Raw genomic sequence first — 14,154 nt, forward strand, 5'->3', positions numbered from 1 at the left:
GGGAAAGCGAGAGGAAGCGAGGCTCGGCGGCTCAGCCGGCCAGCGCGCGATCCGCGAGGAACGCAAAGGCCGTCGGACGCAGGCTCCGGATCGCGGCCCGGACCCGGCTCGCGACAGTCGAACGCCGCGCGACGTTGCGCGGCGCGGTTCGGGATACTGTTTTCATCATGACGCCCCTCCTCGGATATCGTATTGAGCCGCCTCATCCGGCGGCCGACGGAACCGGCGCTTTGGCCCGATCCATGCGATGAATTCTACAAAAAACTATCAATAAATATAATTTGATTAATATTATCTATGCGATAGGCAAAATAAAACCGGGGCGGTGCCCCGGTCGGGAAGGTCGGATCAGTTGAGCGTCGCGGGCATGTCGAGCTTCAAGACACCCGGCAGGCCGCATGCGGCGATCGCATCGCTGATCGCATCGATCGCCGGCATCCGCGTGAAGCTCTTGCGCCAGACCAGCACGACGCGCCGGTCCGGCGCCGGATCCTCGAACGGCACATACGACAGCATATCGGCGTCCGGCCCGTTCGCATGGGGCCGCACTTCGGTGACCGACATCCGCGGCAGCACCGTGATCCCCACGCCGCTCGCGACCATGTGGCGGATCGTTTCCAGCGACGAACCCTCGAAGGTCTTCTGGATGCCGTCGGCCGTCTGCGAGAAGCGCATCAGCTCGGGGCACACGCCCAGCACGTGATCGCGGAAGCAATGCCCGCTGCCGAGCAGCAGCATGGTTTCCTGTTTCAGGTCGGCGGCGTCGATCCGGCGGCGTTTTTCCCACGGATGCCCGGACGGCAGCGCAACGACGAACGGCTCGTCGTACAGCGGCCGCACCATCAGGCCGGTTTCGGGAAACGGCAACGCCATGATCGCGGCGTCGATTTCACCCTGCTTCAGCAGTTCGAGCAGCTTCAGCGTGTAATTCTCCTGCAGCATCAGCGGCATCTGCGGAACCCGGCGGATCATCTGCTTGACCAGGGTCGGCAGCAGATACGGCCCGATCGTGTAGATCACGCCGAGCCGGAACGGCCCGATCAACGGGTCCTTGCCCTGCTTCGCGATCTCCTTGATCGCGAAGGTCTGCTCCAGCACGCGCTGCGCCTGCGTGACGATCTGATCGCCGATCGGCGTCACGCTCACCTCGCTCGCGCCCCGCTCGAAAATCTGCACGTTCAGTTCGTCTTCGAGCTTCTTGATCGCCACCGACAGCGTCGGCTGGCTGACAAAGCAGGCTTCGGCCGCGCGGCCGAAATGCCGCTCGCGCGCAACCGCGACGATGTATTTCAGTTCAGTAAGCGTCATTGTGGGTCAATCAATAAGTTGCAGACGATAGATTTAATTTATACACCGGTTAGGCTGATTCGCCAACCTTCTCGCGCGAAAAGCACTGTTGCGGCGCGGCATCCGGGTGGCGGCGAGCCGCCGCGCAGGGGCGCCTCGCGGGCCGCTCAGGCCTTCAGATACTGCTCGCGCGCGCCGAGCCAGCGCGCGAGATGCTGGGTGACGACCTGCGGGTGCGCGGCGATCAGGCGTGCCGCCGCCTCCCGCGCCGGCTCGATCAGCCAGCCGTCCTGTTCGAGATCGGCGAAGCGCAGCATCGCCGCGCCCGACTGGCGTGCGCCGAGGAATTCGCCCGGCCCGCGGATTTCCAGGTCGCGGCGCGCGATCTCGAAACCGTCGGTGGTCTCGCGCATCGTCTTGAGCCGCGCGCGGCCGGTGATCGACAGCGGACCGCTGTACATCAGCACGCACACCGACGCGGCCGTGCCGCGACCGACCCGGCCGCGCAGCTGGTGCAGCTGCGCGAGGCCGAAGCGCTCCGCATGCTCGATCACCATCAGCGATGCGTTCGGCACGTCGACGCCCACCTCGATCACCGTCGTCGCGACCAGCAGTTGCACGTCGTTGCGCGAGAACGCGTCCATCACCGCCGCCTTCTCGGCGGGCGGCAGGCGGCCGTGCACGAGGCCGACCTGCAATTCCGGCAGCGCGGCGATCAGCGTTTCGTAGGTCTCGACCGCGGTCTGCAACTGCAAGGTCTCGCTTTCCTCGATCAGCGGGCACACCCAGTACACCTGGCGACCCGTCAGCGCGGCCTCGCGCACCCGGCCGATCACCTCTTCGCGGCGCGCGTCGCCGATCAGCCGGGTCAGCACCGGCGTGCGGCCCGGCGGCAGCTCGTCGATCGTCGACACGTCGAGATCGGCGTAGTAGGTCATGGCAAGCGTGCGCGGGATCGGCGTCGCCGACATCATCAGCTGGTGCGGCTGGAAGCCAAGCGCGCCGTCGGCCGCATTGGCCGCCTTCGCGCGCAGCGCGAGACGCTGCTCGACGCCGAAGCGATGCTGCTCGTCGACGATCACGAGGCCGAGGCGCGCGAACTCGACGCTGTCCTGGATGATCGCGTGCGTGCCGATCACGAGCTGCGCGGTGCCGAGCGCCGCCGCCTCGATCGCCGCGCGCTTGTCCTTCGCCTTGAGGCTGCCCGCGAGCCAGGCCACCGATACGCCGAGCGGTTCGAGCCACGCGCGCAGCTTGCGCGCGTGCTGCTCCGCGAGAATCTCGGTCGGCGCCATCAGCGCGGCCTGGTAGCCGGCGTCGATCGCCTGCGCGGCGGCCAGCGCCGCCACCACCGTCTTGCCGCTGCCCACATCGCCCTGCAGCAGGCGCTGCATCGGGTGCGGCTGCGTGAGGTCCCGCGCGATCTCGGCGACGACGCGCTCCTGCGCGCCCGTCAGCGCGAACGGCAGCGCCGCGTACAGGCGCGCGGACAGCGAGGCCGCCTCGTCGCGCGCCCGGCGCGGCATGGCCGGCGCGGCGCGGGTGCGGCGCTCTTCGTGCGCGCGCTTGAGCGACAGCTGCTGCGCGAGCAGTTCGTCGAACTTGATCCTCAGCCAGGCGGGGTGCGTGCCGTCGATCAGCGCGGTTTCGTCCGCGTCGACGCCGGGGTGATGCAGCATCCGCACCGCGTCCGCGAGCGCCGGCACGCCGAGCGGCTTCAGGCAGGCGTCGGCGACCTCGGGCGGCAGCAGCTCGGGCAGCGGCGTGCGGGCGAGCGCGTTGTCGATCGCCTTGCGCAGATACGCCTGCGACACGCCCGCCGTGCTCGGATACACCGGCGTGAGCGCCTGCGGCAGCGGCGCGTCCTCGTCGACCACCCGCACGGCCGGATGGACCATCTCCAGCCCGAAGAACCCGCCGCGCACGTCGCCGCGCACGCGCAGCCGCTGGCCGATGGCCATCTGCTTGACCTGCGAGCCGTAGAAATTCAGGAAACGCAGCACCAGCTCGGCGCCCGCGTCGTCGTGCAGCTTGACCAGCAGCTGGCGGCGCGGCCGGTAGGCGATCTCGTTGTCGAACACGACGCCTTCCGCCTGCGCGATCTCTCCCGGCAGCAACTCGCCGATCGGCGTGAGCGTCGTTTCGTCCTCGTAGCGCATCGGCAGATGCAGCACCAGATCGATGTCGCGTGCAAGCCCGAGCTTCGCGAGCTTGTCGGCGGTCTTGGCGAGTTTCGCGGCGGGCTTCGCGCCCTTGTCGGCCGCGCCCGGGGCGGCCGGCTCGACGCGACCGTCGGCGCGGCGCCGCTTCGCGGACTTCGGCCGGGACGGCGCGGCGGCGCCCGCCTCGCCGGTTTCGGCGAGATCGGCGGTGTCGGCATCGACAGCGGCAGCGGGACGGCGGGCGGATACAGGCATCGGGTAGAGGTCTTGCAAGTACAATAGCGGCTTTCACGTCGCCCGAACGAGCGACGCCGGCAAGCCGCGCAACCCCGCCATCATAGCGGCTCGCGCGTGCCGCGCACGCTGATCCGCCCGATACGCGGCGTCGCCGGCCGCCTCGAACCAGTCCGCATGTTCACGCTTTCCGATTTCGATTTCGATCTGCCGCCCGAGCTGATCGCGCAAACCGCGCTGCCCGAACGCAGCGCCAGCCGCCTGCTCGAGGTCGACGCCGCGAGCGCGCCGGCGCGCCTCGTCGACCGCCGCTTCACCGAGCTGCCCGCGTGCATCGCGCCAGGCGACCTGCTCGTGTTCAACGACACCAAGGTGCTGAAGGCGCGCTTCTTCGGCCAGAAGGCGAGCGGCGGCAGGATCGAGGTGCTGGTCGAGCGGCTGACGGGCGAACGCACCGCGCTCGCGCAGATCCGCGCGAGCAAGAGCCCCGCGCCGGGCACCACGCTGCGACTCGCCGACGCGTTCGACGTGACGGTCGGCGAGCGGGTCGAGCCGTTCTTCACGCTGCACTTCCCGGACGATTGCCTGACGCTGATCGACCGCCACGGGCGCCTGCCGCTGCCCCCGTATATCGAGCACGATCCCGATTCGACCGACGAAACGCGCTACCAGACGGTGTTCGCGAGCAACCCCGGCGCGGTCGCCGCGCCCACCGCGGGGCTGCACTTCGACGCCGCGCTGCTCGCGCAGCTCGACGCGCGCGGCATGGAACGGGCGACGCTCACGCTGCACGTCGGCGCGGGCACGTTCCAGCCGGTGCGGGTCGACAACATCGCCGAACACAAGATGCACCGGGAGTCGTACGAGCTGACCCAGGCGCTGGTCGACCGTATCGCCGCGACGCGCGCGCGCGGCGGCAAGGTGATCGCGGTCGGCACGACGTCGATGCGCGCGCTGGAAGCCGCCGCGCGCGACGCGGACGCGGCCGGCCGGCCGCTCGCCGCCACCCGCGCCGAAACCGACATCTTCATCACGCCGGGCTATCGTTTCCGGGTCGTCGACCGGCTGGTGACCAATTTCCACCTGCCGAAATCGACGCTGCTGATGCTGGTGTCCGCATTCGCGGGCGTCGACACGATCCGCGCCGCGTACCGGCACGCGATCGACCAGCGCTACCGCTTCTTCAGCTACGGCGACGCGATGCTGCTGACGCGTCGCGACAACGCGTAGCCCCAGGCCCGCCGGGCGGAGCGAACGACGCCCGCCCCGCTTGATTTCCCCGCCGCCGATCCTTCGGCGGCGTTTTCAACATGCGCCGGACGCATCGATCCGGAGTGGGCGCTGCGGCGCATACTCCGGTTCCATGCAAAGCACCCGGTGGCAAGGAGTTCCAGCGATGACCGAAGGTTCATCCCACGATACGGCTGCGGGCATCCGCCCGCACAACGGCCTCAAGTTCGAGCTGCTGACGACGGACGGCCATGCGCGGCGCGGCCGCGTGACGCTCAACCACGGCGTCGTCGAAACGCCGATCTTCATGCCGGTCGGCACCTACGGCACGGTGAAGGCGGTCCAGCCGCGCGAGCTCGACGAGATGCACGCGCAGATCATCCTCGGCAACACGTTCCACCTGTGGCTGCGCCCCGGCCTCGAAACCATCGAGCAGCACGGCGGCCTGCATCGCTTCATGGGCTGGAACAAGCCGATCCTCACCGATTCGGGCGGCTTCCAGGTGTTCTCGCTCGGCGACCTGCGCAAGATCACCGAGGACGGCGTGACGTTCGCGTCGCCGATCAACGGCGACAAGCTGTTCCTGTCGCCGGAAGTGTCGATGCAGATCCAGAAGGTGCTGAATTCGGACGTCGTGATGCAGTTCGACGAATGCACGCCGTACGCAACCGACGGCGTGCCGACCACGCACCGGGAAGCGGCCGATTCGATGCGGATGTCGCTGCGCTGGGCCAGGCGCTCGCTCGACGAGTTCGACCGGCTCGGCAACCCCAACGCGCTGTTCGGGATCGTGCAGGGCGGGATGTTCGAGGATCTGCGCGACGAATCGCTCGCGGGGCTCGCCGAACTCGGCTTCCACGGCCTCGCGATCGGCGGGCTGTCGGTCGGCGAGCCGAAGGAAGACATGATGCGCGTGCTGCAGCACATCGCGCCGAAGCTGCCCGCCGACAAGCCGCACTACCTGATGGGCGTCGGCACGCCGGAGGACCTCGTGGCGGGCGTCGCGGCCGGCGTCGACATGTTCGACTGCGTGATGCCGACCCGCAACGCGCGCAACGGCTGGCTGTTCACCCGCTTCGGCGACGTGAAGATCCGCAACGCGACCCACAAGAATTCGCTCAAGCCGCTCGACGAGACTTGCGGCTGCTACACGTGCCGCAACTTCTCGCGCGGCTACCTGCACCATCTGCACCGGGTCGGCGAGATTCTCGGCGCGCAACTGAACACGATCCACAACCTGCACTACTACCTCGAACTGATGAGCGAGATCCGGCAGGCGATCGAGACCCATACTTTCAGCGCGTTCCAGCAGCGCTTCGCGGAGCAGCGGGCACGCGGCGTCGACTAGGCGGCGTCCGGGGCGGGCGCGGCGGCCGGCCGCGCAACATGACTTAATTCCACCCCTATTTTTATAGTACAAGTCCTGTTTTTAATCGGGCAGCGCATCTGTCCGTGCCGGCCAAGCATTACAATTTCCTTTCTGCACGAGCGGTTACGGCTGTCGATCGGGTTTAACGGCTTGATCCGAAAGCGCATTTGCCGCGTCGTCGCGGTTTGGGCCGGTGGTAGAATAACCGGCTTATTTTTCAGATCTTCCCAAACGGAGAGACCAACGTGTCCTTGTCGTTCATTTCCAACGCCTACGCGCAAGGTGCCGCAGGCGGCGCCGAATCGAGCCTGATGAGCTTCCTGCCGCTCATCCTCATGTTCGCCGTGCTCTACTTCATCATGATCCGCCCGCAAATGAAGCGGCAGAAAGAGCACCGCAACATGCTCTCCGCGATGGCCAAGGGCGACGAAGTCGTGACGAGCGGCGGCATGGTCGGCAAGGTGACGAAGGTCACCGACGCATACATCGGCGTCGAAATCGCCGAAGGCACCGAAATCACCGTGCAGAAGGCTGCCGTCACGACCATTCTGCCGAAGGGCACCATCAAGTCGCTGTAAGCCCTTCCCCGAGCGTCCGGCCCCCTGCCCGCCCAGCGCCCACGAGGCTCGCGGCACGGCAGCGCCGGACGCGACGCTTTCAAGCCAACTATCCCGTTCGGCCCCCTCATGAATCGTTACCCACTCTGGAAATATGTCGTGATGGTCGTGGCGCTCGCCATCGGCCTTCTGTACACATTGCCCAACTTCTACGGCGAAGCGCCGGCGGTACAGGTGTCGAGCGGCAAGGCCACGATCAAGCTCGACGCCGGCACGCTCGCCCAGGTCGAAGCCGCGCTGCAGGCCAGTCAGGTCACCCCGGACGACATCACGTTCGACAACGGCGCGAACAACGCGAACATCCGCGTGCGCCTGAAAGACACCGACACGCAGCTGCGCGTGAAGGATCTGCTGCAGAAGACGCTCAATGCCGACCCGACCGATCCGCAGTACATCGTCGCACTGAACCTGCAAAGCGCTTCGCCGCGCTGGCTCACCGCGCTGCACGCGCTGCCGATGTACCTCGGTCTCGACTTGCGCGGCGGCGTGCACTTCCTGCTGCAGGTCGACATGACGGGCGCGCTCACGAAGAAGCTCGACTCCGACGCGTCGGATGCGCGCACGCTGCTGCGCGACAAGGGTCTGCGCGACGGCGGGGTCAACCGGGTCGACCAGTCGGTGGTGGCGAATTTCTCCGACCAGGATACGGCCGACCAGGCCCGCAAGCTGCTGTCGTCGTCGGTGTCCGAGCTGCAGTGGGCCAGCCAGCAGGGCAACGGCGGCTACCAGGTGGTAGGCACCTTCACGCCGGCCGTGCAGAAGGCCGTCGAGGACGCGGCGCTCAAGCAGAACCTGACGACGCTCCACAACCGCGTGAACGAACTCGGCGTGTCCGAGCCGATCCTCCAGCAGCAAGGTTCCGACCGGATCGTGGTCGAGCTGCCGGGCGTGCAGGACACGGCCAAGGCGAAGGACATCATCGGCCGCACGGCAACGCTCGAAGCGCGCCTCGCCGATCCGCTCAACACCTACCCGAAGAGCGTGACCGACCCGGTGCCGCCGGGTGACGAAATGTTCATGCAGGGCAACCAGACGCCGGTGCTGCTGCGCAAGCAGGTGATCTTCACCGGCGACCGCATCATCGACGCGTCGGCCGGCTTCGACGACCACCAGCGTCCGTCCGTCAACATCCGCCTCGACGCGGCCGGCGGCCGCGCGGTGCGCACGGTATCGCGCGACAACATCGGCAAGCCGATGGCGATGGTGCTGTTCGAGAAGGGCAAGGGCGAAGTGCTGACGGTGGCGACCATCCAGTCCGAACTGGGCGACCGCTTCCAGATCACCGGCCAGCCGACCCCGCAGGCCGCGGCCGACCTCGCGCTGCTGCTGCGCGCCGGCTCGCTCGCGGCGCCGATGGAAATCATCGAGGAACGCACGATCGGCCCGAGCCTCGGCGCAGACAACATCCGGATGGGCTTCCACTCGGTCATCTGGGGCTTCGTTGCCATCGCGATCTTCATGATCGCGTACTACATGCTGTTCGGCATCGTGTCGGTGATCGGGCTGTCGGTGAACCTGCTGCTGCTGATCGCGGTGCTGTCGATGATGCAGGCCACGCTGACGCTGCCGGGCATCGCCGCCATCGCGCTCGCGCTCGGCATGGCGATCGACTCGAACGTGCTGATCAACGAACGGGTGCGCGAGGAGCTGCGCAACGGCGCGCCGCCGCAGCTCGCGATCCAGCAGGGCTACGCGCATGCGTGGGCGACCATCCTGGATTCGAACGTCACCACGCTGATCGCCGGCCTCGCGCTGCTCGCCTTCGGGTCGGGTCCGGTGCGCGGTTTCGCGATCGTGCACTGTATCGGCATCCTGACGTCGATGTTCTCCGCGGTGTTCTTCTCGCGCGGCCTCGTGAATCTCTGGTACGGCGGCCGCAAGAAGCTGAAGTCGCTGGCGATCGGCCAGGTGTGGAAGCCGGCCGATGCCGCGGGCGCCGGCAGCGCCTATCTCGGCCAGGACGCGCACACCGATACCGCCGACATCAGCAAGACGACGCTTGCCGCCGCGGGCAAGAAGGCCGCTGCACGCACCGGCAAGCCGGTGGTGCGGCGCCGTTCGGAGCCGGGCCAGCCCCCGAAAAACCCGGGCTCGTCCCAATAAGCCCCGGAGACGATCATGGAATTCTTCCGCATCCGTAAAGACATCCCGTTCATGCGGCACGCGTTGATCTTCAACGTGGTTTCGCTTGTGACGTTCCTTGCCGCCGTGTTCTTCCTGTTCCATCGCGGGCTGCATCTGTCCGTCGAGTTCACGGGCGGCACGGTGATCGAAGTGCAGTACCAGCAGGCGGCCCAGCTCGAACCGGTGCGCGCGACGCTCGGCTCGCTCGGCTACCCCGACGCGCAGGTGCAGAATTTCGGCACCTCGCGCAACGTGCTGATCCGGCTGCCGATCAAGCAGGGCCTGACCTCGGCCCAGCAGAGCGACCAGGTGATGGCGGGCCTCAAGGCGCAGGACGCCAACGTGCAGCTGCAGCGCGTCGAGTTCGTCGGCCCGCAGGTCGGCAAGGAACTCGCGACCGACGGCCTGCTCGCGCTCGCGTGCGTCGTGATCGGCATCGTGATCTACCTGTCGTTCCGGTTCGAATGGAAGTACGCGGTTGCCGGCATCATCGCCAACTTGCACGACGTGGTGATCATTCTCGGCTTCTTCGCGTTCTTCCAGTGGGAGTTCTCGCTGTCGGTGCTGGCGGCGATTCTCGCGGTGCTCGGCTACTCGGTGAACGAATCGGTCGTGATCTTCGACCGGATCCGCGAAACGTTCCGCCGGGAACGCAAGATGACGGTGCAGGAAGTCATCAACCACGCGATCACGAGCACGATGTCGCGGACCATCATCACGCACACGTCGACGGAAATGATGGTGCTGTCGATGTTCTTCTTCGGCGGCCCGACGCTGCACTACTTCGCGCTCGCGCTGACGGTCGGCATCATGTTCGGCATCTACTCGTCGGTGTTCGTCGCGGGTTCGCTGGCGATGTGGCTCGGCATCAAGCGCGAGGATCTGCTGAAGGACAAGAAGTCTTCGCACGATCCGAGCGATCCGAACGCGGGCGCGCAGGTTTAAGCGCTCTGCCCCTCGGCACGCCGAAGGCCGGTTCGATACGAACCGGCCTTTTTTCATGGCGGCCGGCGCGGCGCAGGCGCTGCGGCATGCGCCGGCGACCAGGGGCGGCCGCGCCCGGACACGCAGCGCGGACGGCTGCCGCGCGAAAGCCGGATCCGCCCTCCACGATCCCTCCGCCGTCACCCGCAGCCGGATCGCCCCGCGCAACGCTCGGCCGACCCGCCGCCGGCGCGGTTTCGTCTCACCGGAACCCGAACCGCCGGCGCAGCACGGCCAGCGCCGCGAGGCTCAGCAGCGCCGCGAACATCAGGTAGAAGCTGGGCGCCGTCTTCGCGCCGGTCGCTCGAATCAGCCACGCGATGATGAACGGCCCGAAGCCGCCGAACAGCGTGACCGCGATGTTGTACGCGAGCGACATGCCGGTCGTGCGTGTCGCCACCGGGAAGATTTCCGACAGCAGGCCGGGCAGCGCCGCGAAGTATCCGGTCAGCAGGAGCGCGAACACCACCTGCACCGCGATCAGCGTGCCGAAGGTCGGATGCGCGACCAGAAAGGCGAACGCCGGATAGATCAGCACGAGGATCGCGAGCGCCGGCGCGACCATCACGGCGACGCGGCCGTGCTTGTCCGACCAGTGGCCGACGAGCGGTGCGAACAGCATCTGAATCACGCCGACGACCAGGATCGCCGCGAACGCCGACGACGGCGCGAGCTTCAGCTCCTTCACGCTGTAGGTCGGCATGTACAGCACGACATAGGTGGCCACCGTGCTGAGCACGACGACGCCGATCGCGGCCGCGAGCCGCCCCTTGTGAGACGCGAACGTGTCCCGCAACGGATTCGCGGTGCCCGCCGACGCGAGGAATTCGGGCGTTTCGTCAACTTTCCTGCGGATGTAATACGCGACCGGCCCGAGCAGCAGCCCGAAGCAGAACGGCACGCGCCAGCCCCACGCCATCATCTGTCCGGTCGACAGCTGCGCGTTCAGCACGGTACCGAACAGCGCGGCGAGCAGCGTGGTGAGCCCCTGGCTCGCGACTTGCCAGCTCGCAAAGAACCCGCGCCGCCCCGGTACGTGCTCGGCGAGAAACGCGGTTGCGCTGCCGAACTCGCCGCCCGCCGAAAAACCCTGCAGCAGCCGCGCGAACACCAGGATCAGCGGCGCGGCGATGCCGATCGTCGCGTAGGTCGGCAGCACGGTGATGATCAGCGTGCCCGCCATCATCAGCAGGATCGACAGCGTGAGCGCCGCCTTGCGGCCGGCACGATCCGCGTAGGCACCGAGCACGACCGCGCCGAGCGGCCGCATGAAGAAGGACACGCCGAAGGTGCCGAGCGTCAGCAGCAGCGACACCGTATCGTTGCCGGCCGGGAAGAACAGTTTCGCGATCGTCACCGCGAAGAAGCCGTAGACGACGAGGTCGAACCATTCGAGCGCGTTGCCGATCGACGCGGCCACGACCGCGCGCCAGACGCGCGGGCTGGATTCGACGGACGGTAAGGCAGCCGGCGCAGCATGCATGGATGTCTCCTCACGATTCGATTTATTGTCGGGGCCGGTGCCGCTCGGAGCGCCGCCCGCGGTCGCGCGTGCGGAAAATTATAGGCGCGCGCCGCCGCCGGTCCACTCGCCAAAATTCGCCGCCGCAAAAACAAACCGCCGCGACCGTTTCCGGGCGCGGCGGCTGGCCTGCGAACGGCGCGACGGGCGCGCCGGCGGTGCCGTTACTGCTTGACGGCTTCGGCCGTGATGAGCAGCTTGGTCTTCATCTTGAAGCCGTATTGCTTGCCGTAGTCGAGACCGAAATCGTCGCGGTTGAATTCGCCCTCTGCGTCGACACCGCACACTTCCTTCTTCAGCATCGGATGCGGCATGCACTTGAACGATTCGATCTTGAGCGTCAGCGGCTTCGTGACGCCGTGCAGCGTCAGGTTGCCGACCACGGCGACCGGCTTGTCGCCGTCGAACTTGATCGTCCCCTTGTAGTTCGCGTCGGGGAACTTGGCTACGTCGAAGAAATCGGCCGTCTGCAGGTGCTCGTCGAGCTTCGCGCTGCCGGTGTGGATCGACGCGATCTTGGTCGTCACGTCGACGGTGCCCGTCTTCGCGGCGCGGTCGAGCGTCACGGTGCCGCTCGACGTATCGAACTTGCCGCGCCAGACCGACAGGCCGCCGAAGTGATCGGCTTCGAAGCTCGGATACGTATGGCTCGGATCGAACTGGTACGTGGCGGATTCGGCGAACGCCGGGAACGACAGCGTGGCGGCGAGCGCACCGGCCGCAAGCATCAGATGTTTCTTCAAGTCAATCTCCTTATGGCAGCGCCGCACTCTCGAGCGGCGCGAACGAGTGCCGCGCGCTTACTTCGCGGCGACGATGTGAAACTTGATCTGGACTTCGTCGGCAACGACCGACGTATCCTTCCACTCTCCGGTCCCGATGCTGTAGACCGAGCGCTTGATCGGCAGCACGCCGTCGAAAGTCTGCGTCGCGCCGTTTTGCGTGACGGTCACGGGCACCGTGACGGTTTCGGCGTGGCCCTTGATCGTCAGCTTGCCGGTGACGTTATATTTGTTGCCGCCCGCGGGGGCGATCGCCGACGACACGAAGGTTGCTTGCGGAAAACCCTTCGCGTCGAACCATTCCTTGCCCGCGACCTGGTCGTTGTACATCTTGTCGCCGAGATCGTAGCTCGCGATGTCGATCGACACCTGCGCGCTGCCTTGCGCCGCCTTGGCCGGATCGAACTTGATCTGCGCGGAGAATTTCTTGAACACGCCTTCGGTCGGCACGTTCATCTGCTTGGAAATGGCCGAGACCTTGCTCTTCGCCAGGTCGACCTGAGCCAGCGCGGCGCCCGACACGGTCAGCGCGGCGGCGGCGAACGCCGCGATCAGGGAGCGGTGAAACGAGATTTTCATAACGGTCCTTATTTGAGAAAGGGAAGCATGCGCGACAGTACGCCGTCGCGGTTCAGCCATTGGTGCTTGACGGCCGCCACCGCATGCACCACGACAAGCGCCAGCAAACCGTAATTGAATGTCACGTGCAGCGTCTTCAGCACGTCCTTCAGCGCCGGATCCGGATCGATCAGGCGCGGCAGCGGAACGATACCCAGATAGACGACCGGGATGTTCGATGCCGAGCTGTACAGATAGCCGGTGATCGGAATCGCGAACATCAGCAGATACAGCAGCATGTGCACGCCGTGCGCCGCCCATCGCTGCGGCGCCGAGACTGCCTTCGGCAGCGGCGGCGGCACGTGGGTCGCGCGCCACAGGATCCGCAGGATCGCGAGCGCGAACACCGTCACGCCGATCCACTTGTGCCACGAGTAGTATTTCAGCTTCGTCGGCGTGAAGCCGGGGATGTCGGTCATCACCCAGCCCAGCGCGAAACCGCACACGATCAGCAGCGCGATCAGCCAATGGAGCGCGATGGCGGTGCGCGTGTACGATGTCGGCAGGGACGGAGAGCTCGATGCCATGGGTTCCTCAGTTGAGCGAAAAGCCGGCCGGCGCCGTGGGGACAACGCGCATGACCAAGGCCGCCATGCTACCGCAACAATCGGCGCCCGGCAGGCACTGAAAAATGACGGATCTGTCATCTGGCCCATACCGCCCGGCGGCCCGGCCCGGCAGCGTCCCGCAGGGATTGACACCGCAAAAATCGCCTTTTGGTAAGATTGGCGCGGGTTCCGGCCCTGTCCGCATGTCGCCCACGACGTCGTGCCACTACTCTCGATATGGACCGAAACGACCTGATTGCCTGTCACGAGTGCGACGCACTGTTGCACAAACCGCGCATGAGCGGCAAAGACACCGCGCGCTGTCCGCGCTGCGACGCGCTGCTCTACCGGAGCGGGTCGGCGCAGATCGAACGCATCTGCGCGCTCACGCTCGCCGCGCTGATCACGTTTCTGATCGCGCAGGCTTTCCCGATCCTCGAAATGGACGTGAACGGCATCCGGGTGCAGACCACCCTGCTCGGCGCGCTCCAATCGCTGTGGGATCAGGACATGCGGATCGTCGCGATGATGGTGTTCTGCTCGACGCTGCTGTTCCCGCTCGTCGAGATGGCGGCGCTGCTCTACGTGCTGTTCCCGCTGCGCGCCGGCTACGTGCCGCCCGGCTTCAACCGGGTGCTGCGCGCGATCCAGCTGGTACGGCCGTGGGGGATGATCGA

At 66.8% G+C, this 14,154-nt stretch carries 13 protein-coding genes; 6 read left to right on the top strand and 7 right to left on the bottom strand.

Translation table 11 applies throughout. From position 1 onward, the window contains the following. Window positions 1-31: 31 nt before the first annotated feature. From RZR99_RS21760 to recG, 3 genes are all read right to left on the bottom strand, one after another. Entirely contained in the window at window positions 32-169 is a 138-nt protein-coding gene (locus tag RZR99_RS21760) for a hypothetical protein (protein ID WP_323121842.1), read from the bottom strand. 179 nt (window positions 170-348) lie between these two features. Then, window positions 349-1,308 carry a hydrogen peroxide-inducible genes activator gene (locus RZR99_RS21765; RefSeq protein ID WP_323121843.1) on the bottom strand — a complete coding sequence of 320 codons (960 nt, stop codon included), beginning with the start codon at window positions 1,306-1,308 and terminating at the stop codon, window positions 349-351. A 146-nt stretch (window positions 1,309-1,454) separates the two neighbouring features. Then, window positions 1,455-3,704 (bottom strand): ATP-dependent DNA helicase RecG, encoded by a 2,250-nt coding sequence (gene recG / locus RZR99_RS21770; RefSeq protein WP_323121844.1) that lies wholly within the window; start codon window positions 3,702-3,704, stop codon window positions 1,455-1,457. Window positions 3,705-3,860: 156 nt separating this feature from the next. Here recG and queA point away from each other — a divergent pair, with 156 nt between their 5' ends. The 5 genes from queA (at window position 3,861) to secF (ending at window position 9,968) form a co-directional block, all read left to right on the top strand. Next, the gene (queA, locus tag RZR99_RS21775) at window positions 3,861-4,913 is read left to right on the top strand and encodes a tRNA preQ1(34) S-adenosylmethionine ribosyltransferase-isomerase QueA (protein ID WP_323121845.1); all 1,053 of its coding nucleotides are present in this window, start codon (window positions 3,861-3,863) and stop codon (window positions 4,911-4,913) included. Between the two features lie 166 nt (window positions 4,914-5,079). Then, entirely contained in the window at window positions 5,080-6,261 is a 1,182-nt protein-coding gene (tgt, locus tag RZR99_RS21780) for a tRNA guanosine(34) transglycosylase Tgt (RefSeq protein ID WP_323121846.1), read from the top strand. 272 nt (window positions 6,262-6,533) lie between these two features. Then, complete coding sequence (gene yajC / locus RZR99_RS21785) at window positions 6,534-6,860, top strand: preprotein translocase subunit YajC (protein ID WP_323121862.1); 327 nt, start codon at window positions 6,534-6,536, stop codon at window positions 6,858-6,860. A 108-nt stretch (window positions 6,861-6,968) separates the two neighbouring features. Further along, the gene (secD, locus tag RZR99_RS21790) at window positions 6,969-9,002 is read left to right on the top strand and encodes a protein translocase subunit SecD (protein ID WP_323121847.1); all 2,034 of its coding nucleotides are present in this window, start codon (window positions 6,969-6,971) and stop codon (window positions 9,000-9,002) included. 15 nt (window positions 9,003-9,017) lie between these two features. After that, window positions 9,018-9,968, top strand: coding sequence for a protein translocase subunit SecF (secF, locus tag RZR99_RS21795; protein ID WP_323121848.1), 951 nt, complete (start codon window positions 9,018-9,020; stop codon window positions 9,966-9,968). Between the two features lie 241 nt (window positions 9,969-10,209). Here secF and RZR99_RS21800 read toward each other — a convergent pair whose 3' ends face one another. From RZR99_RS21800 to RZR99_RS21815, 4 genes are all read right to left on the bottom strand, one after another. Next, entirely contained in the window at window positions 10,210-11,490 is a 1,281-nt protein-coding gene (locus RZR99_RS21800; RefSeq protein ID WP_323121849.1) for an MFS transporter, read from the bottom strand. Between the two features lie 203 nt (window positions 11,491-11,693). Continuing rightward, window positions 11,694-12,272, bottom strand: a complete 579-nt coding sequence (locus RZR99_RS21805; protein ID WP_323121850.1) for a YceI family protein — start codon at window positions 12,270-12,272, stop codon at window positions 11,694-11,696. 57 nt (window positions 12,273-12,329) lie between these two features. Continuing rightward, window positions 12,330-12,890 carry a YceI family protein gene (locus RZR99_RS21810; protein WP_323121851.1) on the bottom strand — a complete coding sequence of 187 codons (561 nt, stop codon included), beginning with the start codon at window positions 12,888-12,890 and terminating at the stop codon, window positions 12,330-12,332. Between the two features lie 8 nt (window positions 12,891-12,898). After that, window positions 12,899-13,456 (bottom strand): cytochrome b, encoded by a 558-nt coding sequence (locus RZR99_RS21815; protein ID WP_323121852.1) that lies wholly within the window; start codon window positions 13,454-13,456, stop codon window positions 12,899-12,901. Between the two features lie 258 nt (window positions 13,457-13,714). Between RZR99_RS21815 and RZR99_RS21820 the strand changes: the two genes are divergently transcribed. Then, on the top strand, window positions 13,715-14,154 hold a 440-nt coding region (locus tag RZR99_RS21820; RefSeq protein ID WP_323121853.1), incomplete at its 3' end, for a paraquat-inducible protein A.

It is taken from the genome of Burkholderia alba (assembly GCF_034721475.1).
In the GTDB taxonomy this organism is placed as follows: Bacteria; Pseudomonadota; Gammaproteobacteria; order Burkholderiales; family Burkholderiaceae; genus Burkholderia; species Burkholderia alba.

Excerpts from the sequence above, each read along its gene's own strand:
- RZR99_RS21760 (WP_323121842.1), bottom strand. The coding sequence starts at position 169 with ATGATGAAAACAGTATCCCGAACCGCGCCGCGCAACGTCGCGCGGCGT.
- RZR99_RS21765 (WP_323121843.1), bottom strand. The coding sequence starts at position 1,308 with ATGACGCTTACTGAACTGAAATACATCGTCGCGGTTGCGCGCGAGCGG.
- recG (WP_323121844.1), bottom strand. The coding sequence starts at position 3,704 with ATGCCTGTATCCGCCCGCCGTCCCGCTGCCGCTGTCGATGCCGACACC.
- queA (WP_323121845.1), top strand. The coding sequence starts at position 3,861 with ATGTTCACGCTTTCCGATTTCGATTTCGATCTGCCGCCCGAGCTGATC.
- tgt (WP_323121846.1), top strand. The coding sequence starts at position 5,080 with ATGACCGAAGGTTCATCCCACGATACGGCTGCGGGCATCCGCCCGCAC.
- secD (WP_323121847.1), top strand. The coding sequence starts at position 6,969 with ATGAATCGTTACCCACTCTGGAAATATGTCGTGATGGTCGTGGCGCTC.
- secF (WP_323121848.1), top strand. The coding sequence starts at position 9,018 with ATGGAATTCTTCCGCATCCGTAAAGACATCCCGTTCATGCGGCACGCG.
- RZR99_RS21800 (WP_323121849.1), bottom strand. The coding sequence starts at position 11,490 with ATGCATGCTGCGCCGGCTGCCTTACCGTCCGTCGAATCCAGCCCGCGC.
- RZR99_RS21810 (WP_323121851.1), bottom strand. The coding sequence starts at position 12,890 with ATGAAAATCTCGTTTCACCGCTCCCTGATCGCGGCGTTCGCCGCCGCC.
- RZR99_RS21815 (WP_323121852.1), bottom strand. The coding sequence starts at position 13,456 with ATGGCATCGAGCTCTCCGTCCCTGCCGACATCGTACACGCGCACCGCC.